Raw genomic sequence first — 22,158 nt, 5'->3', positions numbered from 1 at the left:
AGGAGCCTGTTGAGCCAGTGGCCTCCGGGATGCTGGTATAGGTGCGTCGATGGCGCTGCGGACCCCGCGGCGCCTTTTTCATGTGTGCTCATGACCGGTGTTTCGAAGGAGGCGGTAAGCGGTGCTGAAGAGGGTGTTCATGGCTCCGGATCCCGGGCGGACACGGGCGCGGTTCGCCGCGCGTGCCGTGCTCGGCATCACGCTCGCGGTCGCCGTGTGCGGTCTCGCCGGGCACTCCCTCGCGGGTGCCGTCACCGGCGGTCTCGCCGCCCTGCTCGCCCTGTTCACCGTCACCGACGCCACGGTCCGCGGCCAGGCCGTCACGACCGCGCTGCTGCCCGCCGTCGGCCTGCCGGTGCTCACCGCGGCGGCCGAGCTGCACGGCCACCCGGTGGCCCGTGACCTCACCTTCCTCGCCGTGGTCGGCGCGGGCGTGTACGCGCGCCGCTGGGGCCCGCGCGGGCACAGCCTCGGCGTGTTCGCGTTCATGACCTACTTCGTGGCGCAGTTCCTGCACGCCACCACCGACCAGCTGCCTCAGCTGTACGCCGCGGTCCTGCTGTCCGTCCTCGCCGCGTCCGCGGTGCGCTTCGGCCTGTGGTGCTACGAGCGCCGGCTGCCGCCGCCCGTCGTGCCCGCCCCGCCGGGCGGCACCGGCCTGGCCCGGGTGACCACCCGCCAGGCGATCCAGGCGACCGCCGGAGCCGGCTTCGCCCTCGTCGTGGGCCAGCTGGTCTCCGGGCAGCGCTGGTACTGGGCCGTCGGCGCCACCTGGTGGATCTTCGTCAACACCACCTCGCGCGGCGAGACGCTGGTCCGCGGCTTCCGGCGGCTGCTCGGCACGGTCATCGGCATCGGCCTCGGGCTGCTCGTGGCCCTGCCCGTGCACGGCGACCCGGTCGTCACGGCCGCGCTCGCCGCCGCCTGCGTCTTCGGCATCTTCTACACGGCCGCCGTGTCCTACACCTGGATGATGCTCTGGGTCACCCTCCTCGCCGGACTTCTCTACGGCCTCCTCGGCGTCCTCGGCCCGGACCTGCTCGCCCTGCGCCTCGCCGAGACCGGCGTCGGGGCGCTCGGCGCCGCCCTGGCCGTGATCCTCGTCCTGCCCGTCACCACCCACAGCATCACCGACGCCTGGATTCGGCGGGCCCTGCGCTGCGTGCACGCCTGCGCCGTCGAGACCGCCTGGCGGCTGGCGGGTGCGGCGGACGCCGACCCGGCCCCGCGGGTGACGGAACTGGAGCAGCTCCTCGCCCGGGTACGGCTCTCGATCGCCCCGCTCGTACACCCGCTGAACCCCATGCTCGGCCGCAAGCGGCGGGCCCGGCACGTGCTCGCCCTCCTCGACGACTGCGCCCGGGAGATCCGCGGCCTGGTCGCCGTCGCGGCCGACCCGGAGGCCTCCCACGACGCCCGTCTGGCCACGGCCAGCCGACGGGTGGAGGCCGCCGTTGAGGCCCTCACCGAGGGCAGGGACATCGCGGTCCACGCGGACGGACAGCCCCACGCGGAACCGGCCCTGGCCCACCTGCACGGCCTGGAACGAGCCCTGTCAGAACTGGCCCGCCCCCTGCGCACACCGTCGGGCTCGCCGCTGGTGGGCACCTGACGGGGCGCTTCCGCGCTGCCGGGAGCGTGCTGCGCCCGAGCCGGCCCCTTGTCGTACATGCCGCTGGTGGCGGGCTTGAGGGGGCGCTGGGGTGTTGGCTGGCGCGGGCTGCGGCCGTGCTGGCCGCCTGTTGTACGCGCTGCTTGGGGGCTTGAGGGGGCGTTCCCGTGTTGGCTGGAGCGGGTTGCGGCCGAGCGGACCCTGTCGTGCGCGCCGCTTAGGGGCGGTGCTCCCGTGTCGGCCGGAGCGGGCCGTGGCCCGAACTGGCCCTCTGCTCTGCGCGCCGCTGGGGGCCCGAAGGGGTGCTCCCGTGTCGGTTGGAGCCGGCCGTGGCCCGAGCCGGCCCCCTGTCGTGCACGCCGCTGGTGGGGGCTTGGCGGGGCGGTCGCGTGTCACCCGGACGTGCCTCGGCCGAGCTGGTCCGCCCGCTGAGCGTATGCCCGCCGGCGCCTGCCGGGGCGCTTCGCGCGTGGCCGGAGCGAGCCCCGGCCGAGTCGGCCCGGCCGCTGCGTACTCCGTCGGGCCAGGCCTGACGGGCGAACCATCCTTGACCGCTTGGTCTAGACCTTGCATGATCGGTTGCGCGGTCCTCTCGGGCGGCGCGGGCGAGAGGGGACAGCGGTGGCGGACGGCAGGCGACGGGCGTTCATCGGGTCGTTCACGGCGGCCGGCGGCCCCGGGATAGTGACGGCGGAGGTCGACGCCGGCAGCGGCGCGCTGACCGTGCTGAGCAGCGTGAACGTAGTCCAGGATCCCTCCTACCTGACCCTCGCGCCCGACGGGGAGACGCTCTACGCGGTCAGTGAGACGGTTGAGGGTGCGGTGGCCGCGTACCGGGTGGCCGGGGACAAGCCCGAGCCGGCCGGGCGGCCCGTGCCGGTCGACGGCAGCAGTCCCACCCACCTCAGCCTCTTCGCCGGACACGTCCTGACCGCCAACTACGGCTCCGGCAGCGTCACCGCGGTCCCCGTCCGCCCCGACGGCACCCTCGCGCGGTCCGCTTCCGGCGTGCTCCGGCACAGCGGCGCCGGGCCGCACACGCCCCGTCAGCAGCGGCCGCACGCCCACCAGGTGCAGCCCGACCCGAGCGGCCGCTGGGCCGTCAGCGTGGACCTCGGCACGGACTCGGTGCGGGTGTGCACGCTGACGGACGGCGCCCTCGTCCTGCACCGGGAGACCGCCCTGCGGCCCGGCTCGGGACCCCGCCACCTGGCCTTCCACCCGGAGGGCTCGCACGCGTACGTCGTCAACGAACTGAGCCCGTCCGTCACTGTGTGCCGCTGGGACGCGGCCCAAGGCGTCCTGACGCCGCTGTCCGAAACCCCGGTCCTGCCCGGCGCACCGGCGCGCGACGCCTACCCTTCGGGCATCGCCACCTCGCCCGACGGCCGCTTCGTCTGGACCGCCACCCGTGGTGAGGACGTCCTGTCCGTGCTGGCCGTCGAGGGCGAGGAGCTGCGGCTCGTCACCACGGTGCACTGCGGCGGCCACTGGCCGCGTGCCCTCACCGCCAGGGGTGGCTTCCTGTACGTCGCCAACGAGCGTTCCGGGGACGTGACATGGTTCGCGGTCGACCCGCTCACGGGCGTCCCCCGACGAGGCGGCTCGATCAGAGTGACGGCGGCGTCGTGCGTGGCCCTCGGCTGAGGACTTCGTGCGTGCCCCTCGGGTGAGGAGAAGCCACACCCCCCGCCAGGCGCCCCGACGACGAAGGCCCGCTCCGAGTCGGAGCGGCCTTCTCGTCGTTACGCGCAGCGCCTCGCGTCAGCGCACCGGCGCGCTCTGCGCCTGCTGCGGCGCGATGCCCAGCGCCGTCGTGTACTTGGCCAGGGCGAGCTTGCCGATCGCCGGGTACGGGCCGAGCGACTCGGCTGCGGAGCAGCCCGCCTCCTTCGCGGCCTCCTCGACCAGACCCGGCTCGATCTCCGGGCCGATCAGATACGGCGCGAGCGCCAGCTGCTGCGAGCCCGAGGAGCGCAGCTGCTCGGCGACGGACGCGATGGAGCCCTCCTGGTCCAGGGCCGCGGCCATCACCGGCACGGCGAGGCGCGCGGCGAGCAGCATGCCCGTGATCCCGGCCGCCTGCACGGCCTCGTCACCGCCCACCGACGCCAGGATGATGCCGTCCGCGGCGGTCGCCACGGTGAACAGCCGGGCGCGGTCCGCACGGGCCAGACCGGCCTCGGACAGCCGCACGTGCAGCGCCTCGGCGAGCAGCGGGTGCGGGCCGAGGACGTCGGTCAGCTCGGCGGCGACCCGGCTCTCCATGAGGGCCTGACGGACCCGGCGCAGCAGTGCGCTGTCCGGGCCGGCGAGCAGCGGCACGACGACGGCGACGGGGCCGTCGGGCATCTTGACATCCATGCCCGCGGCGCGGGCCCGCTCGAAACGGGCCGTGCGCTCCTCGGCGGCGTGCACGAGCACGGCCTGCAGCGAGGGGAACTCCGCGTTGTCCCCGTCGAGGTACCCGATACGGGCGTCGAGGCCCGGCAGCTCGGAGCGGGCGATGCTCACGACCTCCTCGGCGAGGCTGCGCGTGGCGCTACTGGGCGTCCCCGGCACGGCGAGGACGAGCGCGGGCGCGCCCTCGGGAGCAACCAGCGGCTCGGGACGACGGTGCCGTCCGGGCTGGCGGGGGCGCGGCATTCGTACGGGCAGGCCATCCGCGGGCCCAGTGGGGGAACTCATGGCGCCGCATGTTACTGGCTTCTTGGGTTCCCCTGTTCGGGGAGGGTGCAGGTGAGCGGTATCCGTCCTGTTTTGTCTGATGAGTTACGTACGGGTGGGAGGTGATCGGATCAATCACCCGGCCGAGTGGTCACGGACAGCATCGTCTCGTCACCCGGCAGCGCGAGCGAACCGGTGCTGAGTCCGGCCGCGATGCGCACCGAGCCGTGCAGCGGATCGCCCTCGGCCGGCACCCGCCGCGCGTGCGGGAGCCGCCGCGTCAGTTCCTCGTCCAGGGGCCCGAGCAGCGGGTCGCCCAGCTGGAACAGGCCGCCGGTGACGGCGACGCGTGGCTCACCGCCGGAGGGGCACACGGCCGCCGCGGAGTCGGCCATGTGCCGGGCGGCCACGCGCAGGATGCCCGCGGCGACGGGGTCCTCGCCGGCGCAGGCGGCCACGCCGGGTGCGAAGGAGGCGAGCACGGCGGGACGGTCAGGACGGGGATACAGGGCGCCGGGCAACCCGGCGACGGGCCCGAACACCTCCTCGGCGCAGGCCAGCAGCCGGGCCGAGCCGTCCTCGCGCCCGTCGTGGGCGCGCAGCGCGGCCTCGAGACCGGCCCGGCCGATCCAGGCGCCGCCGCCGCAGTCGCCGAGCAGATGCCCCCAGCCGTCCGCACGCCGCCAGCCGGTGAGGTCGGTGCCGATCGCGATCAGTCCCGTACCGCCGGCGATCACGGCACCGGGGCGTGGCCCGAGCGCACCCACGTAACCGGTCACGGCATCGGCGGCCAGCGCGACCCTGCGCACGCCCCACTCCCGGGCCAGGGCGCCCGGCAGTTCGGCGCGCAGCCCGTCACCGAGGGAGGCCAGCCCGGCCGCGCCGACGACGACGGTGGTCAACGGCACCGGTCCCGCCTCTGCGGTCAAGGCGCGCACCAACGGCACGAGTTGCGCCATGAAGTGCTCGGGGTCGATGCCCCGCTCATCCGTGCGGACCGGCTCACCGGACGCCCGCCGGGCCAGCGGTCCGCGCTCGGCGGTCCCCACCACGGCCCGCAGCCCGGAGCCGCCGGAGTCCACGGCGAGAAACCCGGAGCCCTCCGACGCCCCGGTCACGGCAGACGCCAGTCCACCGGTTGGCCGCCCTGGCGGATCAGCAGGTCGTTGGCCCGGCTGAACGGGCGGGAGCCGAAGAACCCCCGGTCGGCCGACATGGGGGAGGGGTGGGCGGATTCGACGGAGGGCAGGTCGCCCAGGAGCGGACGCAGATTGCGGGCGTCACGGCCCCACAGGATGGACACCAGCGGCTTGCCCCGCCCCGCCAGGGCCCGGATGGCCTGCTCCGTGACCTCCTCCCAGCCCTGGCCCCGGTGAGCACCGGGCTTGCGCGGTGCGGTGGTCAGCGCCCTGTTGAGCAGCAGCACGCCCTGCTGCGTCCAGGGCGTGAGGTCACCGTCGGACGGCTGGGGGAGCCCCAGGTCGGTGGTCAGCTCGCGGTAGATGTTGATGAGGCTGCCGGGCAGCGGCCGCACCTCGGGCGCGACCGAGAACGACAGCCCCACCGCGTGCCCCGGAGTGGGGTACGGGTCCTGACCGACGATCAGGACGCGCACGTCGTCGAAGGGCTGCTGGAAAGCCCGCAGAACGTTCGGCCCGGCCGGGAGGTAGGTGCGTCCCGCGGCGATCTCCGCGCGGAGGAAGTCCCCCATCGCGGCGACGCGTTCGGCCACCGGATCCAGGGCCTTCGCCCAGCCCGCTTCGACGATTTCATGCAAGGGTCGTGGTGCCACGGGCGTCACCCTACTGCCGTACGGGCAGCGGCGATCAACCGGTGGCCAACGCCTGTGCGCACCCTCGTCCCCCGTCTCGTCCGCCGCTCAGCCGACGAGCGCGGCCCGCACGCACAGCACGTCCGGCAGATGCGAGGCGAGCTGTCGCCAGCTGTCGCCGTCGTCCGCCGACGCGAACACCTCGCCGTTGCGGTTGCCGAAGTAGACGCCCGCCGGGTCGGCGTCGTCCGCGCACATCGCGTCGCGCAGCACCGTGCCGTAGTGGTCCTCCTGGGGCAGCCCCGCCGAGAGCGGCTCCCAGCTCTTGCCCGCGTCCGCCGTCCGGTAGACCCGGCACCGGCGGTCGGCCGGGACCCGGTCGGCGTCGGCGTTGATCGGGAACACGTACGCCGTGTCGCCACGGTGAGGGTGCGCCACCGCCGCGAAGCCGAAGGTGGACGGCAGGCCCTCGCCGATGTCCGTCCAGTGCGCGCCCGCGTCGTCGCTGCGGTACACCCCCCAGTGGTTCTGCAGATACAGCCGGTCCGGGGAGGCCGCGTCCCGCGTGACCTTGTGCACGCACTGGCCGAACTCCGGGTTCGGATCGGGCAGGAACACCGCGGAGACACCCGAGTTGGAGGGTGTCCAGCTCGCGCCGCCGTCCAGTGTGCGGAACACGCCGGCGGTCGAGACGGCGACCGTCACCGCCTTCGGGTCGCGCGCGTCGGTGAGGACGGTGTGCAGGCCCTCACCGCCGCCGCCCGGCACCCACTTCGACCGCGTGGGGTGCTCCCACAGGGGCCGGACCAGCTCGAACGTCTCCCCGCGGTCCTCCGAGCGGTACAGCGCGGCCGGTTCGGTGCCCGCGTACACCACGTCCGGCTCGGCGGCGGCCGGGTGCAGCTGCCACACCCGCTCCAGGGACGCCCCGGTGTCCTGGGGGAACTTGACGGCCGGACGGGCCGGTTCGGTCCAGGTCCGGCCGAGGTCGTCGGAGTGGAACACGGACGGGCCCCAGTGCGCGCTGTCGCCGCCGACCAGCAGCCGCGGGGTCCCGGCCCGGGTGTCGATGGCGACCGAGTACACGGCCTGTGCGTTGAAGTAGGGGCTCTCGTCGAACTCCCAGGCGCCACCACCTCGCCGGCGCCCGATGAACAGGCCTTTGCGCGTGCCCACGGCGAGCAGTACCTCGGTCATGCCGATCACCTCCGCGGCGTCTTCGTCGACGCCTTCGTCCCGGACACCGGCCAGTCTGCACCCGACCACTGACAGTCACCTCCGGGCCGCGCTCTGCCGCAGGTCAGCGGGGTGTCGACGGCGTGTGAGCGGAGTCCGGCGGGCCGGCTCCGGAGGGCGCTCGCAGGGGCGGGGCAGAGCCGGGGGCCCGTGGAGCAGGCACGCCGGGCAGGTGCAGTGAGCATCCAGGCGCCGCCGTCCGTATGGGGAGAGCGGCGGGATGGTCGTGGGCTCGTGAGGAGGAGGCCTCCGATGGCGTTACGTGGTCCGAAGGTGTGGCTGTGGCGCTGGCGGCGCAATCCGCTCAAGCGCCGGGCCGACAGGGTGGAGGCCTGGGTCGTCCTGGGCGTGTGGGCGCTCACCGTGTTCGTCGGGGTGCTGGCAGGGACGACGGTGAGCCGTTCCGTGGCGGAGGGACTGGCCCGGGAGCGCGTCGAGTGGCGCCCCCTGGTGGCACGGCTCGCCGAGCGCGCTCCCGGGACTGCCTCCGAGGACGCCCATGTGTCTCACGCGGAGCAGGTGTGGGCGACGGCACGGTGGACCGCCGCGGACGGTTCCGAGCACTCCGGGCAGCTGCGGGTCCCGGCGGGCAGCGCCGCCGGGGCTCCGGTCACCGTGTGGACGGACCCCGAGGGCCGCCAGGTCACCCGGCCCGTCACCGGGTCCCAGGCCCGCGTCCGAGCCTTCCTGATCGGCGGCGTGGCAGGCCTCTGCGCCGCGGCCGTACCCCTGGTCGCCGGCCGCGCCCTCCGCGGCCGCCTGGAGCGTCGCCGCATCGCCCAGTGGGACGATGAGTGGTCCCGCTTCGGCCCGATGTGGGGGCGCACGACGGGGTGAGGCCCCCTGCACGACGGGGTGAGGCCCCTACCGGTTCCCCCGCCCGGCCAGCGCCTCCCGGCACGCCCGCAGCAACCCCAGGTCCTCGTGTATGCCGTGGCCGCCGGAGTCGGTGCGGTGCCGTCGGGGAGAGGCGAGCTCCGCTCGGAGCATGTCGTGCAGGGGCGCTCCCGCCGGTCCCAGTGCCGAGGCGCACTCGGCGATCGTTCTGCGCGTGCGCGGGTGTTCCACCCACGTGGAGCGGAGAACGGGAAGGAAGTGTTCCGGTTCCCCGGTTGTCCGCCACACCGCGCATGCGGCCGTGGCCCGCGCCCACGCGTCACCGGAGCCGGCCAGCTCGCGCAGCCCGGGCAGGGCCGGACGGGCCGCCCGGCCCAGCCGCCCCAGTGCGGCCGCCGCACGCCGTCGGCGGCCGGCCCCGGTGCCCGTCAACTCCCGCAGCAGCACGGGCAGCACGGCATCCGCGTCGCCCGTGACCGACCAGAGCGCCTCCGCCGCCGCGACGGCACAGTCGGTCTCCAGCAGCCCGCGCAGCTCCGGTACCGCCTCGCGCGCGGCGCCGCCGAACGCGCCGAGGGCGCGGGCCGCCGCTTCGGTGACGGTGTCGCGCCGCCGCAGCCCGTCCGGCATGCCGCGCAGCAGACGCAGGACCGCGGGTGTGGACTCGACGTCGCCCAGTGCGGTGAGTGCCGACAGCAGGGGAACGGCCCGCTCGTGGAGGCCGGACGCATCGAGCGGCACACGGGCGAGCCGTCGCCGCAGCGCCGGGGCGAGCGGCACGGCCGCGGGGCCCAGGCGGGGTATCACCAGCCCCAGGTCGTCCGGTACGACCGGGCCCGCCAGCACCTCGGCCAGCACCGGCGTGGCCCGCGCGTCCCCGGTGCCGGCCAGCGCCTTGAGCGGACCGCCCAGCGCCGGCGCACCCCGCTCCCCGTGCCGTGTACGGAGCTCGGGGCGGTACGCCACCAGCGCGTGGAGGTGGTCCGCGGCGGGCGCGGCCAGCTCCGAGAGCTCCACCAGGACGGCGACCGACGCGTCGTGCAACCGGCCCTCCTCCGCGCCCAGTTGATTGCCGATGAGGACGACGGGCTCCGCGTGGCCGGTACGCCACTCACGGAACAGCGCGGCCGACATCCACACGCCGTTGCACCGGTCGAGGGGATCCGGGCTGGTCAACTGCCCGCACAGCAGGGCGACCCGTTCGGCCACCCGGCTGCCGAGCGCGCAGTGCAGGGTCCGCAGCAGCCGGGAGCCCTCCTCGTCCGAGGGGCGCAGCCGCAGCAGCCGGCCGGCGAGCGTGTCCGGACCGGGACAGTCGTACGGGTGCCCCGCCCCGGTCCGCTGCCCGGATCTGTCCCTCAGCAGCCGGACGACGGTCGGGACGAGATCGTTGGGGAGCAGATCAGGGGCGCACCCCGCGAGTTGGCCGAGTGCGGCGAGCCGGAGTCCGGGGCCGTAGGGGGGCCCGCTCAGCTCGGTCAGCAGGCGCACCGCCTCGGCGGCGTGGGCATCGTCGGTGAGGCGGTAGCGCCGCGCGAACAGGCCGAGGCTCTCGGCCAGCGCGAACAGGACCCGGTCGTCCCGCTCCACGGTGATCCGCTCCCGCACCAGGGCGAGCACCCGCGCCGGCCGGTCGAGGAACCGCACCAGTGCCCCGGGGACCGCCCGGCGCACTCCGGCGTCCGCGTCGCCCGCGAGCCGGACGAAGACGTCGGCACGCGCACGCAGGGCGGAACGCGCTCTCACCGCGAGATCATCGCCGGCACCGCCGATGTCGCCGATGCTGACGAGGAGCTCCACCACTCCCGCCCGGTCCCGCACCTCCTCGCGGACGGCGAGCGCGAGAAGAAACGGAACACAGGCGACCGTCGCGTCGTACACATCGCCCCGGTGGTGTACGGCGCCGTACATCCCGTCGAGCGCGGTCTGCCGCTCGGCCGGGTCGGCGGAGGCCAGTCCCCGCAGTAATCCGGGCACGTCCTCCGCGCTGCCGTACGCGTGGCGCAGCGAGGCCCAGTCGACCTCGTCGATCCCCCTGAACACGGTGTCCTCCCCCAGACGATGTGCCACTGACGGGGAGTCTGCACCACGGCACTGACAACGAAGCGGAATCGGGAGATGACTGTGCGCGAACTGTGGCTTGAGTTCGAGTCGGCCCGCCCGGGCGGGCCGGCCCTCCTCGCCCCGTCGGTCGGCTCCGGCGCCCCGTCAGTCCGTCCCGGCGCCCCGGCCGCCGCCGGGCAGCGCCCGTTCCACTATCGCGGCCAGGCCCGCGGCCTGGGGCAGCGTCCCGAACGCGTGCCCCCAGTCACCCCCGAGCCGCGTCGCGCAGAACGCGTCGGCGACCGCCGGAGGGGCGTGCCGGACGAGGAGGGAGGCCTGGAGCGTCAGTGCCGTCTGCTCCACGAGACGGCGTGCCGTCGTCTGTGATGCCTCGGACAGTCCCGTCTTGAGCCGTGCCACGGCCGCGTCCAGCCGGGCGTCCGCCCCCCGGGCGAGGTCCAGCTCGCCGAACAGGGCCTCCGCGGTGCCCGGTTCGCGGCTCAGTGCCCGCAGCACGTCGAGGGCGTTGACGTTCCCCGAGCCCTCCCAGATCGACAGCAGGGGAGCTTCGCGGTAGTGCCGGGGCATGCCCGAGTCCTCCACGTAGCCGTTGCCGCCGAGGCATTCGAGGGCCTCCGCGGTGAAGGCCGGGCCCCGCTTGGTCACCCAGTATTTGCCGACGGCGGTGGCGATCCGGCGGAACGCGACCTCGCCCTCGTCCCCGCGGATCGCCCGGTCGGCCGCCCCCGCCAGCCGGAGGGTCAGCGTCGTGGCGGCCTCGGACTCCAGCGCAAGATCGGCGAGAACGTTGCGCATCAGCGGCTGGTCCACGAGCCGCGCGCCGAACGCGCTGCGGTGGCGCGCATGGTGCCCCGCCTCGACGAGGGACTTGCGCATCAGCGCGGCCGACATCATCACGCAGTCCAGCCGTGTGCAGTTGACCATCTCGATGATGGTCTTCACGCCCTGCCCCTCGGGGCCGACCAGCCAGGCCACGGTCCCGTCGAACTCGGGCTCGGAGGAGGCGTTGGAGCGGTTGCCCAGCTTGTCCTTCAGCCGCTGGATGCGGAAGGTGTTGCGGGTGCCGTCGGGCAGCACACGCGGCACCAGGAAACACGACAGCCCGCCCGGAGCCTGGGCCAGGACCAGGAACACGTCGCACATCGGCGCCGAGGTGAACCACTTGTGCCCGCGCAGCGTGTACACCCCGGGCTCGGCCGTGGGCGTGGCCGTCGTGGTGTTCGTCCGGACGTCGGAGCCGCCCTGCTTCTCGGTCATCCCCATGCCCGCCAGCAGACCGCGCTTCTGCGTCGGTTCCCTGAGGACGGGGTCGTACTCCCGGCTCGTCAGCAGCGGCTCGTAGAGCTTCGCCAGCTCCGGCTGCCGGCGCAGGGCCGGGACGGCCGCGTAGGTCATCGACGTGGGGCAGCCGTGCCCGGCCTCGGTGTGCCCCCACACCAGTCCGCCGGCGGTCCTCACGACATGGGCGCCGGGCCGGTCGTCCGCCCAGGGTGATGCGGCCAGTCCCTCCGCGATCGCCGTGCGCATCAGGTGGTGCCAGCCGGGGTGGAACTCGACCTCGTCGACGCGGTTGCCGTACCGGTCGTGCGTGCGCAGCTCCGGCTCGTGCCGGTTGGCCAGGTCGGCCCACTCCTGTGCCTGGGCGCTGCCGGCCTGCCGCCCGAGCCGCCGCAGGTCCTCCTCGGCCCACCCCGCGCCCTCCCGCCGCAGCCCCTCCAGCAGGGCCGTGTCGTCGGAGGCGTCGTATGGGGTGAGGGGCGGGGCCTGGTTGGTGACGTCGTGCGTGGCGGGTCCGCCGTACGCCTGATGTTCGTGCGGTGTCGAGACCATGCCGCGAGTGTTGCACTATGACTGCGACCGCAGCAATCCTGCAACACCGACGTCCGCCGCGTACAGTACGTGACCATGCCGATGAACGTCCCGGCGCGGTCCGGCGCGCTCGATCTGCGCCCGCTGTCCGCGCGGTCGGTCGTGCTGAGCCTGCTCCTCGGGACGCATCCCCCCGAACTGCCGGTCAGGGAACTCGTGCGGCTCGTGGAGGGCTTCGACGTCGGCGGCTCGACCCTGCGGGCGGCGCTCAGCCGGATGGTGGCCGCCGGAGACCTGCGGCGCACGGACGGCGGCTACCGCCTCAGCGACCGGCTGCTGGAACGCCAGCGCCGCCAGGACGACGCCGTGCACCCGCGCACGCGCCCGTGGGACGGCGACTGGGAGATGGTCGTGATCACCGCGACGGGACGCGGCCCCGCCGAACGCGCCGACCTGCGCACCCGGCTGGCCGCCCTTCGGCTCGCCGAACTCCGCGAGGGCGTCTGGCTGCGGCCCGCCAACCTGACCCGCGCCCTCCCCGGCGTTCTGGACCAGGTGGTCCAGCGCTACTCGGCCCGCCCCGGCCGGCCCTCGGGCGAATTGGCCGAAACGCTGTGGCCGCTGGGCGCCTGGTCCGCCACGGCCCGGGACCTGCTCGCCCACATCGCCGGCGCGCGCCGCCCGGCCGGCCGCCTGACCGCCTTCGCCGCCGTCGTACGGCACCTGCTCGCCGACCCCGTCCTGCCGCCCGGACTCCTACCCGCCGACTGGCCGGGCACCGAACTGCGCGCCGCCTACACCGGCTATCAGCGGGAGCTGATCGGGGAGGTACGCGCGCGCGTGCGCGGCACCTGACACGGACGGCCGTGCGCAGCGCCCAGCGGGACGCTCCGCACGGCCGCCTTCACCGTGGGGGACTGCCCGGGACTACCTGTAGGTGATGTCCGAGGTGGAGTAGAGGCAGTTCTTGCTGTCGGGTCCCGAGCCGACGGCGGTGTTGTTGTTGTACTTCTGGCAGGGGACGACCTTGCGGCCGGAGTCGTTGCGGATCGTGATGTTCCGCAGGGTCGCCACGTCGTTGCGGTTGACGTTGATGCCGACGAGCCGCGCGGTGGAGCCGGTGCCGGTCACGTCGATGGTGTTGAGGTTGACCTTGCGCGTGTACTGCGTGGAGCAGTCACCGCAGGAGCGATAGAGCGTCTTGAACTCCTGCACCGCGAAGTTGGAGATGGTCAGCGTGCCGCCGCCGTTGTGCTGGAAGACCTTGTCCGCCGCCTTCTTCGCGCCGCCGCCGATCACCTGGTAGGTGGCGCCGTTGCCGCCGCGGAAGGTGGCGGCGTCCTCGCCGACGTCCTCCCACCAGACGTTCTGCAGCGTGCAGCTGCCCTCGCAGTGGATGCCGTCGGCCGCGGGGGCACCGAGGATGACGTTCTTCAGCACCGCGCCGTTCGCGAGCTTGAAGATCGGGTCCTGGCCCTCCTCCTGGCCGTCACCGGCCAGTTCTCCGGTGCCGTAGTACCGCTTCATGCCGTAGTCCTTGGTGCCGGACACGGAGATGGTGGAGGAGGTGCCCTGGCTGCCGTTGGGGGTGGGCCAGGTCGCGGCGCTCGCCGCGGGCGCCTGGGTGGTCATGATCATGCCAATCGACAGGCCGAGTGTGGCCAGTGCGCCGGTCAAGGCGCGGCCGCGGGTGTGCGGACGTGTCGCAGAAGTCATGTCCCGATTCCTTCTGTCGTGGGGGTGGATGGGGTCAGGGCCTTCCGGGTCGTGCGTCTCGTGGGGTGCCTTCATGGAGCGTCCGTTTTCATGTACATGAATGACGTTCGCGATGTTGTTCACTGTGCCCGCTACGAGCGCCTCGTTCGCACCAGCGGGTCACACTGCTGAACGGAACGTAGGGGGCAAGCGCTTTCTAGTCAACGCCTCGCGCAGAACACATTCGGCCGCTTCTGGTCACGGCGGCGATCGTGTGGGAGCGCTTCCATGCGAGCCATGTCCATGCCACCATGCCGAACGGACGCTTCCCTTCATGAGAGGGCGAGTCGATGAGGACTCCGTGCATGCGTACGTTCGTCGGTGGGCTCGTGTTCATGCCGGTGTCCGTCGGCGTTCTGATCGGCACGTCCACTTCACGACCGCGGACACCGCCGGGCGCTGGAGCCCGGGTCACACGGGTTTCGCCCGGTGGTCCGAGGCCGCCCCGGCCTCGCGGACGTTCCTCGACGCGAACCCGGACAGGGGCCAACCCCGCGGCGAGCACCACCGGTCGCCGTGGCGGCTCGCGCTGTCGACCCGGACCGACTCCTCCTGCTGAAGCGCCCGTACGACGTCCTGCGCGCCGCACCTCACAACGGAAGGAACCCGGACGTGTCTGCCACCCCCCACGCCGCGACGAGGAGACCCCTGCGGTCGATGCTCCTCGCGCTCGTCGCCGCGCTGCTGGCGCTGCTCGCGGCCCCCGCGCTCACCGCACCGGCGGCCGCCGCGGGCGAGCCCGCCCGTGATTCCAAGCGCCCGGCGGCCGTACCCGCCGCGGCCCTCACCGAGGTCACGGACTTCGGTGCGAACCCCAGCAACCTGCGGATGTACGTGTATGTACCGGAGAGCGTCACACCGAAGCCGGCCGTGGTGGTGGCCGTGCACTGGTGCACCGGCTCGGGCCCGGACATGTACAACGGCACCGAGTACGACACGCTCGCCGACCGGTACGGATTCATCGTGCTCTACCCGTCCGTCACCCGCAGCAGCAAGTGCTTCGACGTCTCCTCGCCCCAGGCCCTGCGCCGCGACGGCGGCAGCGACCCCGTCGGCATCAAGTCGATGATCGACTGGACCACCCGCACCTACGACGCCGACACCGGCCGGATCTTCGCCACCGGCATCTCCTCCGGCGCGATGATGACGAACGTCCTGCTCGGGGACTACCCGGACGTGTTCGCGGCGGGTGCCGCCTTCTCGGGCGTCCCGTTCGGCTGCTTCGCCACCACCGACGGCTCCGAGTGGAACAGCGCCTGCTCGGGCGGCACGGTCACCCGCACCCCGAAGGAGTGGGGCGACCTCGCCCGGGGTGCGTACCCCGGCTACACCGGTCCCCGCCCCCGGATGCAGATCTGGCACGGCACCCAGGACGACGTCCTGCGCTACCCCAACTTCGGGGAGCAGATCAAGCAGTGGACGAACGTGCAGGGCGTGAGCCAGACGCCCGCCACCACCGACACGCCCCAGTCCGGCTGGATCCGCACCCGCTACGGCGGCACGGGTGACCGGGCCCCCGTGGAGGCCATCAGCCTCCAGGGCGTCGGCCACAACCTGTACGCCCAGGGCATGGCGTCCCGCGTGCTCACCTTCTTCGGCCTGGACAGCTCCGGCCCGGCTCCCCAGCCCCAGCCCGGCGCCTGCAAGGTGACGGCCTCGGTCAACGCCTGGAACACCGGCCTGACCGCCACCGTGACCCTGACCAACACCGGCACGACGACCGTCAACGGCTGGAAACTCGGCTTCACGCTGCCCGCGGGGCAGACGGTCACGGGCGGCTGGGGCGCCACGTACACGCCGTCCTCCGGGGCGGTCACCGCCACCAACGTCTCGTACAACGGCACCATCGCGCCGGGAGCGAGCGTGAGCATCGGCTACCAGGCAGGTCACGGCGGCAACAGCGCCGCTCCGGCCGCGTTCACCCTCAACGGGACGGCGTGCGCGGCCGGTTGACGTGGCTCTGCGTGTGCCGGACCGGAAGGCCGGATCAGACCGACCGGTGGTACTGGTCCGGCACCCGCACATCGCCGCCGAGTTCCCGCGCCGCGTGCCGCGCCCACGAGGGGTTGCGCAGGAGCTCGCGGCCCAGCAGGACCGCGTCCGCCTCGCCGTTGGCCAGGATCTTCTCGGCCTGCTCGACGTCGGTGATGAGCCCGACCGCCGCGACCGGCAGACCGGTCTCGTTCTTCACCCGGGCGGCGAAGGGCACCTGGTAGCCGGGACCGGTGGGGATGCGGACGCCGGAGGCGTTGCCGCCGGTGGAGACGTCCAGCAGGTCGATGCCGTGGACCCGCAGGTCGGCGGCGAAACGGACCGTGTCGTCCGCGGTCCAGCCGCCCTCCTCGAGCCATTCGGTCGCCGAGATACGGAAGAACAGCGGCTTGTCGTCCGGCCAGACCTCCCGTACGGCGTCGACGACTTCGAGGGCGAAGCGGGTGCGGTTCTCGTACGAGCCGCCGTAGGCGTCGGTGCGGTGGTTGGAGTGCGGGGAGAGGAACTCGTTGATCAGGTAGCCGTGGGCGCCGTGGATCTCGGCGACCTCGAAACCGGCGGCGAGCGCACGGCGGGCGGCCGCCGCGAACTGCCCGACCACGTCCTTGATCTGATCGGCGGTCAGCTCGGTGGGGGCCGGGTGCTCGTCGTCGAACGCGAGCGGGCTCGGGGCGACCGCGCCCCAGCCGTGGGCGTCCGGGCCGACCGGCGCGCCGCCCTTCCAGGGGCGGTCCGTCGACGCCTTGCGGCCGGCGTGGGCCAGCTGGATCGCCGGCACCGTGCCCTGCGTGGTGAGGAAGCGGGTGATGCGGCGGAACGCCTCGACCTGCGTGTCGTTCCAGATGCCGAGGTCGTAGGGGGAGATGCGGCCCTGCGGGGACACCGCGGTGGCCTCGACGATGATCAGGCCCGTGCCGCCGGTGGCGCGGGCGGCGTAGTGCGCGAAGTGCCAGTCGGTGGGTGCCCCGGTCTCCGGGCCCTCCGGCGCCGCCGAGTACTGGCACATCGGAGGCATCCACACGCGGTTCGGGATCGTCAGCTCGCGCAGGGTGCAGGGCTCGAAGAGCGAGGTCACGGCGGACTCCATTCGTCACGGGGCCGATGTCGACTCGTACGATAGGCATCGTAGTACGGTGGATGTCAAACTACGAAGGTTCTCGTACTATGGAGACCCCGAGGAAGTGGAGTCGCCGTGACGTCCCCCGCCGTCAGCAGTCGTGACCTGCCGCATCCCACGCGTGACGAGATCCGGCTGGAGGGGGTGCTGCACGCGCTCTCCGATCCGATGCGGTTGCGGATCGTGCGGGAACTCGCCGGTGCGAGGGATGAGTTGTCGTGCTCGGACTTCGAGCTGCCCGTCACCAAGTCGACCACCACGCACCATTTCCGGGTGCTGCGGGAGAGCGGGGTGATCCGGCAGGTGTACCGGGGGACGGCCAAGATGAACGGGCTGCGGCGGGATGAGCTCGACGCTTTGTTCCCGGGGCTGATGGGTGCGCTGCTCGACGCGGCGGTCCGGCAGGCCGTCCGTCTGGGTGACTGACGCGTTCGTGACCGCGGAGAGGGCCGTGGCTTGTCGCGCCCGCGCGGCGGAGCCGCCAGGGACACAGCCTCGCGCTCCTCAACGGGCCTTGGCCGCCGCTGCCCGCAACAGGGACTGCCAGTCCGGGAGTTTGACCACTCCGCGGCCCAGTGATGCTCCCAGGTCCGCCTCCGCTCGCTCGATCGACTGCCAGCCCTGCCATTCGACCGGGTCGGTTCCCGCGGCGCGCAGGGCCGGGAGCGGGTCGTCGCGGACGGCCCGCAGGGCGAGCGCGGGCGCGTCCTCCAGGAGCGCCGTCGCCGTCTCCTTCGCGCAGGGGCGATTCGTGCCGATGACGCCGGTGGGGCCGCGCTTGATCCAGCCCGCCACGTACTCGCCCGGGGTCACGACGCCCTCGCGCAGGACGCGGCCGGACAGGTTCGGGACGGTGCCGGTGGCCGGGTCGAACGGAAGGCCCTCCAGGGGGACTCCGCGGTAGCCCACCGAGCGCAGGACCAGCTGTCCCTCGATGACCTCATGGTGGCCCGTGCCCGTCACACCGCCGTGGCCGTCCGGGGCCGTCCGCTCGAACCGCGCCGCGCCCACGTGGCCCTGCTCGGCGAGCAGTTCGGCCGGGCGGAGGAAGAAGCGGAGGTGGATGCGGCGCGGGGCGCCTCGCGGGGGTGTCCCGGCCCAGCCGCGCAGGACCTCCACGTTGCGGCGCTGCTGGGCGGGCAGTGCGGACGGGTCCGTGTACCCCGGATCCATGGCCAGCTCCGCCGGGTCCACGACGACGTCGGTCTCCGGCAGGGTGCCCAGTTCGCGCAGCTCCTTGGTGGTGAACCGGGCCTGGGACGGGCCGCGCCGGCCCACCATGTGGATCTCCGTCACCCGGCTGTCCGCCAGGGTGGTCAGGGCCGCCTGCGGCATGTCGGTCGGGGTGAGCTCGGCCAGCCCCCGGGCCAGCATCCGCGTGACGTCCACGGCGACGTTCCCCACGCCGATGACCACGGCCGACCGGGCGTCCCGCAGGAAACCGGCGTCCACGGCGTCCGGGTGGGCGCTGTACCAGGACACGAACCGTGTCGCCGACCAGCTCCCCGGCAGGTCCTCCCCGGGGATGCCCAGCCGCCGGTCGGTGGCGGCGCCCACGCAGTACACCATCGCGTGGTACAGCTCCCGCAGCCGCGCGACGCTCACTCCCCCGGGGCCGATCTGCACGCCGCCGAGGAACCGGACCCGCTCGTGCTCCAGGACGGCGCGCAGGTTGTTCTGCAGCGACTTGATCTTCTCGTGGTCCGGTGCCACGCCGTAGCGGACGAGGCCGTACGGGCAGGGCAGCCGGTCCAGGACGTCGACGCGCACCTCGGAGTCCAGCTGGACGAGGCTCTGGGCGGTGTAGCACCCGCTTGGCCCGGAGCCTACGACGGCGACTCGCAGCACGGCGGAACTCCTTACCCGGGGGATCCGGCGGATCCCAGGAGAGCGCTGACGCCTCCAGCATCGCACCGGCCGGGCTCCGCTGACAGGGTGCTGTGCTCCACTCGCGGCGCGTGTCCGATCTGTAGGGAATGTAATCATGCGGTTACGTTCAGTGTGTGCTGGAAGCATCCTTTCTGAATCTTTCTGATCGCTCTCCGGCGGACGGTGCGGTGTCCGTGCGCTTCGCCTGGGAAGTGCGGGAGAACGAGGGCGCCACGCGGTGGTTCGAGTTCCGGCTGGCTTTCGCGGACGGCGCCCGGGTCGACGCGCTGGCCGTCGTGGGCGGCGGATGCGTCTGCGTCGAGGAGGTGCGGGCTCAGCCCGCGCTGTCCCTCGACGATTTGGCCGTGCTCGCCGACTGGATCGAGGAGTCGGTGGCCGAGGCGTGCGATGCCGGGCCCGGGCCCGGCGCCTGCGGGGGGCAGGGGCGCCGAGCCCGGCCGGCCTGGCCGCGCGGGGCGGAGGGGCGGCGGCTGGTGGCGCAGGAGTACCGTGCGGCCCAGCAGGACGGTGCCGACCCGGTCCTCGCCGTGATGGGCGCGACCGGGCACAGCCGCCGCACGTCCCTCAGGCTGATCGGCCAGGCCCGGGAGGCGGGCCTGCTGTCACCGCGCCGCGCCCGGCGCTGAACGCGACGAAGGTCCCGCCGCCGGGCGTGCTCAGCTTGTCGTTCAACGTCCCGGCGGCCATGAAACCAGCAGACACCACTTCGGTATCCACGCGATCATGAGTTGCTGACTGCCTTCTACCATGTGTGCTTCGTCGTGCCGGACATCGAGAGGGCTATGGAGGATCTCGGGAGGTCCGTGGGAGCCGACTGGAGTGCTCCTGCAGATGATCGGCTTGGCGAGGGATTACCGCATCACCTTCACCCGCGGCGGACCACCGTTCATAGAGCTGATCGAAGGGCCTGCCGGGTGCCCTTGGGATGCGTCGCAAGGAGCTCGGTTCGACCATCTGGGCTACTGGACCAGCTCTGTGGAGCGAGGTTCTGAGCGGCTGGAGGATGATGGTTTCGCCGCCGACTTCTCCGGCTGCCCCTATGGCCGACCCTTCGCCTACCACCGCTTGGACAGCATCGGCGGCCGCGTCGAGCTGGGGGATGTGGCACGGCAAGCGAGCTTCCTTCAGAAGTGGCACAGCGGCGGAGGCCCGATGCCTGTGATCGACGAGAGCTGACAGCAGGGGCCTCGGGGTTCACCCCGCGCGTCGTGGTTTGGTTCCCTTCCGGCATGTCCGGCAAACGCCCAGGTGGGCGACCGAGTTCGAGTTCGTTTTCGGACCGGGACGTGTGAACGACAAGCTCAGCTTGTTCTTTATCTAGTTCCTCGTGATGTGGCCGGTTGTCTCGGGAGAATGCCGTCATGACGATGATCTCGATGCTTGCCGCCGCAGTCGACGCCCGGAGCCGCGAGGGGTTCGCGCTGGTCGCGCTCGACGGCATGGGAGGTTCCGGGAAATCGACCATGGCGGAAGCCCTCGCCGAGTTGCGCGGCGCCGTGGTGGTGCACGGTGACGACTTCTACCGCCCCATGCATGCGGAGGAGCGCGCCAGTCTGGATCCTGTGCAGGGCTACCACCGCTACTTCGACTGGCAGCGACTCCGTGACGAGGTACTCGCCCCGCTCGCCGCCGGCCGTGATGCCGCCTACCGACGCTACGACTGGGAGACCGGGACCCTGGCGCCAGACGAGACCCACACCGTCTCCCCCTGCGGCATCGTCGTCGTCGAGGGGGTGTACACCGCCCGGCCCGAACTCGCCGACTACTACGACCTGATGGTCTACGTCGACACCCCCCGCGAGGAAACCCTGAGGCGACTTCGCGAACGCGGCCATGACCACGGCCCGATCGATTGGGAATCCCGCTGGCGCCTGGCCGAAGAGCACTACCTGTCCGTGACCCGCCCTCGGGAACGGGCCCACCTGGTGGTCCCCGGGCACTGATCCGCAACTACCAGGATCTACCGGGTCTGCCGATGGCCTTGAGGGTCTCGGGGCGTTTGACGGTCTTACCGACGTCGTAGCGGGGTGCGGGGCGCCGGTTCTTGCTTCCGGGCGGCCGTCCGGGCCCGGCGCCACGAGGTTGGGGAACACGGGCGGGGCAGAGCAGGTGAGCCTGGATGTTTCGGAACCCCCGGCGGACCCGGGCCGGGGTGATGCGTTCGGGCGTGGTCGGCTTCTCCCAGGGGCGGCGGAGGTCGGCGGCGAGCAGCCGGGTGAGACGGAGCTGGGTATGGGCGATGACCAGGAGCCAGGTCCAGCGGTCCGCCGCCTCGGGCGTACGGATCTTCGGGGTGGTCCAGCCGAGCGTTTGTTTTACGAACCTGAAGGTGTGCTCAAGATCGAAGCGGCGCAAGAACACCTGCCAGCAGCGGTCTACGTCGGGCGGGGCGGCTCCGGTCTTCGAGGACCACAGCCATACCGGCGGTGCCTCCCGGTCCTTGGAGAGGTGTTCGACCTTGAGGCGGACCAGGGTGCCTTCGACGATGGGGAGTTCTCCGTCGTGCTCCAGCCAGGCCGAGCGGTGGGTCAGTCGCGGGTGGACCCGGTCCCACGCCTGTGCTTCGGCATTTCCGTAGTGGGTGGTGTCGGTGGCCGTGGTGATCGCCGGTTTGGGCCAGGTCTCGGGCTTTTTGAAGCGGAACACCGGCCCGTGCTTGGGCGGGTGGCCGCCGCGGGGATGGGCGCGATGGAACTCCTCGCGTGAGGGCGCCGGACAGCGCATCACCCGGTCCCCGCGGATCCGCCCGACCAGCTCGACGGGCAGATCCCGCAGGACCCAGGCCAGGCGGGTGACGTCGTAGCCGGCGTCCATGACGATGGTGATGTCCGAGTCGCCAGACGTCCACTGGCCGGCTGCGATGAGCCGCTCGACCACGGCCTTCAGCTGGGCGGCCGTGATGGCGGTCGCGTCGTCCTCGGGTCCGAGCCGCACCACGTCCAGGATCCCTGTCCACGAGGTGGCCCCGGGTTCCAGGACCGCGACGAAGGAGTACGGCCAGCCCGGGATGAACTGCGACGCGGACTTCGCCCGCCCGTAGACATGGCAGAACAACCGGTCCGCCGAGCACGGCGCGTCCGAGCGCAGCCACGGTGATACGTCGACCGCGAGCACCAGGCGGCCACCGTCGAAACGCGGTAAGGGCATGTCGGCCAGCAGGGCCCGCAACCTGTCGACATCGATCCGGCCGCGATTGAGAGCTCCGTACAACGCGCCGTGACCACGCGGGTGCTCAGGTATCAGCGTCAACTCCACCGGTGAGGTGACCGGCCCGTCGACACACAGCAGTGCGTCGGCGAGCTCGAACAACTCATCCCGCCGGGCGGTGAGACACTCGTAGAACTCTCCCCGGAAGCGTGACGCTTCCGCGAACGCTTCCTGGCGGACATCGTGATGCAGCAGACTCAC

At 72.8% G+C, this 22,158-nt stretch carries 19 protein-coding genes; 9 read left to right on the top strand and 10 right to left on the bottom strand.

The annotated features are described in order from the left end of the window. Positions 1–121 precede the first annotated feature (121 nt). Both CEB94_RS05700 and CEB94_RS05695 read left to right on the top strand, forming a co-directional pair. Positions 122–1,612 (top strand): FUSC family protein, encoded by a 1,491-nt coding sequence (locus tag CEB94_RS05700; RefSeq protein WP_175431122.1) that lies wholly within the window; start codon positions 122–124, stop codon positions 1,610–1,612. A 621-nt stretch (positions 1,613–2,233) separates the two neighbouring features. Beyond that, entirely contained in the window at positions 2,234–3,259 is a 1,026-nt protein-coding gene (locus tag CEB94_RS05695) for a lactonase family protein (protein WP_175431121.1), read from the top strand. 117 nt (positions 3,260–3,376) lie between these two features. Here the strand turns inward: CEB94_RS05695 and CEB94_RS05690 are convergent, their stop codons facing one another. The 4 genes from CEB94_RS05690 to CEB94_RS05675 form a co-directional block, all read right to left on the bottom strand. Further along, positions 3,377–4,300, bottom strand: a complete 924-nt coding sequence (locus tag CEB94_RS05690; RefSeq protein ID WP_175431120.1) for a sirohydrochlorin chelatase — start codon at positions 4,298–4,300, stop codon at positions 3,377–3,379. 110 nt (positions 4,301–4,410) lie between these two features. Then, positions 4,411–5,397 (bottom strand): N-acetylglucosamine kinase, encoded by a 987-nt coding sequence (locus CEB94_RS05685; protein ID WP_175431119.1) that lies wholly within the window; start codon positions 5,395–5,397, stop codon positions 4,411–4,413. Beyond that, positions 5,394–6,071 (bottom strand): uracil-DNA glycosylase, encoded by a 678-nt coding sequence (locus tag CEB94_RS05680; RefSeq protein ID WP_175431118.1) that lies wholly within the window; start codon positions 6,069–6,071, stop codon positions 5,394–5,396. Before CEB94_RS05680 ends, CEB94_RS05685 begins: the two co-directional genes overlap by 4 nt. An 87-nt stretch (positions 6,072–6,158) precedes the next feature. After that, complete coding sequence (locus tag CEB94_RS05675; protein WP_175431117.1) at positions 6,159–7,316, bottom strand: WD40/YVTN/BNR-like repeat-containing protein; 1,158 nt, start codon at positions 7,314–7,316, stop codon at positions 6,159–6,161. A 222-nt stretch (positions 7,317–7,538) separates the two neighbouring features. Here CEB94_RS05675 and CEB94_RS05670 point away from each other — a divergent pair, with 222 nt between their 5' ends. Further along, on the top strand, positions 7,539–8,123 hold the full coding sequence (locus CEB94_RS05670; RefSeq protein WP_175431116.1) for an Rv1733c family protein: 585 nt from the start codon (positions 7,539–7,541) through the stop codon (positions 8,121–8,123). A gap of 27 nt (positions 8,124–8,150) precedes the next feature. Here the strand turns inward: CEB94_RS05670 and CEB94_RS05665 are convergent, their stop codons facing one another. Then, positions 8,151–10,166: a HEAT repeat domain-containing protein gene (locus CEB94_RS05665; RefSeq protein WP_175431115.1), complete on the bottom strand. Its 2,016-nt coding sequence runs from the start codon at positions 10,164–10,166 to the stop codon at positions 8,151–8,153. 165 nt (positions 10,167–10,331) lie between these two features. Further along, positions 10,332–12,017 (bottom strand): DNA alkylation response protein, encoded by a 1,686-nt coding sequence (locus CEB94_RS05660; RefSeq protein ID WP_175431114.1) that lies wholly within the window; start codon positions 12,015–12,017, stop codon positions 10,332–10,334. Between the two features lie 75 nt (positions 12,018–12,092). Between CEB94_RS05660 and CEB94_RS05655 the strand changes: the two genes are divergently transcribed. Beyond that, positions 12,093–12,851, top strand: a complete 759-nt coding sequence (locus CEB94_RS05655; RefSeq protein ID WP_175431113.1) for a PaaX family transcriptional regulator C-terminal domain-containing protein — start codon at positions 12,093–12,095, stop codon at positions 12,849–12,851. A 72-nt stretch (positions 12,852–12,923) separates the two neighbouring features. Here CEB94_RS05655 and CEB94_RS05650 read toward each other — a convergent pair whose 3' ends face one another. Further along, the gene (locus tag CEB94_RS05650; RefSeq protein WP_175431112.1) at positions 12,924–13,712 is read right to left on the bottom strand and encodes a pectate lyase; all 789 of its coding nucleotides are present in this window, start codon (positions 13,710–13,712) and stop codon (positions 12,924–12,926) included. Between the two features lie 696 nt (positions 13,713–14,408). Here CEB94_RS05650 and CEB94_RS05645 point away from each other — a divergent pair. Then, positions 14,409–15,704: an extracellular catalytic domain type 1 short-chain-length polyhydroxyalkanoate depolymerase gene (locus CEB94_RS05645; protein WP_175436903.1), complete on the top strand. Its 1,296-nt coding sequence runs from the start codon at positions 14,409–14,411 to the stop codon at positions 15,702–15,704. 34 nt (positions 15,705–15,738) lie between these two features. Here the strand turns inward: CEB94_RS05645 and CEB94_RS05640 are convergent, their stop codons facing one another. Beyond that, positions 15,739–16,818, bottom strand: coding sequence for an NADH:flavin oxidoreductase/NADH oxidase (locus tag CEB94_RS05640; protein WP_175431111.1), 1,080 nt, complete (start codon positions 16,816–16,818; stop codon positions 15,739–15,741). A 117-nt stretch (positions 16,819–16,935) separates the two neighbouring features. On the opposite strand from CEB94_RS05640, the gene CEB94_RS05635 reads away from it, so the two are divergent. Then, positions 16,936–17,286 carry an ArsR/SmtB family transcription factor gene (locus CEB94_RS05635; protein ID WP_175431110.1) on the top strand — a complete coding sequence of 117 codons (351 nt, stop codon included), beginning with the start codon at positions 16,936–16,938 and terminating at the stop codon, positions 17,284–17,286. A 78-nt stretch (positions 17,287–17,364) separates the two neighbouring features. Here the strand turns inward: CEB94_RS05635 and CEB94_RS05630 are convergent, their stop codons facing one another. Then, positions 17,365–18,708 (bottom strand): FAD-dependent oxidoreductase, encoded by a 1,344-nt coding sequence (locus CEB94_RS05630; RefSeq protein WP_175431109.1) that lies wholly within the window; start codon positions 18,706–18,708, stop codon positions 17,365–17,367. 209 nt (positions 18,709–18,917) lie between these two features. On the opposite strand from CEB94_RS05630, the gene CEB94_RS05625 reads away from it, so the two are divergent. The 3 genes from CEB94_RS05625 (at position 18,918) to CEB94_RS05615 (ending at position 20,693) form a co-directional block, all read left to right on the top strand. Beyond that, positions 18,918–19,376 carry a DUF6214 family protein gene (locus CEB94_RS05625; protein ID WP_175431108.1) on the top strand — a complete coding sequence of 153 codons (459 nt, stop codon included), beginning with the start codon at positions 18,918–18,920 and terminating at the stop codon, positions 19,374–19,376. Positions 19,377–19,569: 193 nt separating this feature from the next. After that, positions 19,570–19,926, top strand: coding sequence for a VOC family protein (locus CEB94_RS05620; protein ID WP_246111731.1), 357 nt, complete (start codon positions 19,570–19,572; stop codon positions 19,924–19,926). A gap of 185 nt (positions 19,927–20,111) precedes the next feature. Continuing rightward, the gene (locus CEB94_RS05615) at positions 20,112–20,693 is read left to right on the top strand and encodes a uridine kinase family protein (RefSeq protein ID WP_175431107.1); all 582 of its coding nucleotides are present in this window, start codon (positions 20,112–20,114) and stop codon (positions 20,691–20,693) included. A 7-nt stretch (positions 20,694–20,700) separates the two neighbouring features. Here the strand turns inward: CEB94_RS05615 and CEB94_RS05610 are convergent, their stop codons facing one another. Next, positions 20,701–22,158: an NF041680 family putative transposase gene (locus CEB94_RS05610; RefSeq protein WP_175431106.1), complete on the bottom strand. Its 1,458-nt coding sequence runs from the start codon at positions 22,156–22,158 to the stop codon at positions 20,701–20,703.

Source organism: Streptomyces hawaiiensis (assembly GCF_004803895.1).
GTDB lineage: Bacteria > Actinomycetota > Actinomycetes > Streptomycetales > Streptomycetaceae > Streptomyces > Streptomyces hawaiiensis.
Note: the sequence above shows the minus strand (reverse complement) of the source record. Positions and strands in the feature narration are given on the sequence as shown.

Bases quoted from the DNA above. Each gene is read 5' to 3' on its own strand.
- CEB94_RS05660 (WP_175431114.1), bottom strand. From the start codon at position 12,017: ATGGTCTCGACACCGCACGAACATCAGGCGTACGGCGGACCCGCCACG.
- CEB94_RS05645 (WP_175436903.1), top strand. From the start codon at position 14,409: ATGCTCCTCGCGCTCGTCGCCGCGCTGCTGGCGCTGCTCGCGGCCCCC.
- CEB94_RS05650 (WP_175431112.1), bottom strand. From the start codon at position 13,712: ATGACTTCTGCGACACGTCCGCACACCCGCGGCCGCGCCTTGACCGGC.
- CEB94_RS05655 (WP_175431113.1), top strand. From the start codon at position 12,093: ATGCCGATGAACGTCCCGGCGCGGTCCGGCGCGCTCGATCTGCGCCCG.
- CEB94_RS05615 (WP_175431107.1), top strand. From the start codon at position 20,112: ATGACGATGATCTCGATGCTTGCCGCCGCAGTCGACGCCCGGAGCCGC.
- CEB94_RS05670 (WP_175431116.1), top strand. From the start codon at position 7,539: ATGGCGTTACGTGGTCCGAAGGTGTGGCTGTGGCGCTGGCGGCGCAAT.
- CEB94_RS05690 (WP_175431120.1), bottom strand. From the start codon at position 4,300: ATGAGTTCCCCCACTGGGCCCGCGGATGGCCTGCCCGTACGAATGCCG.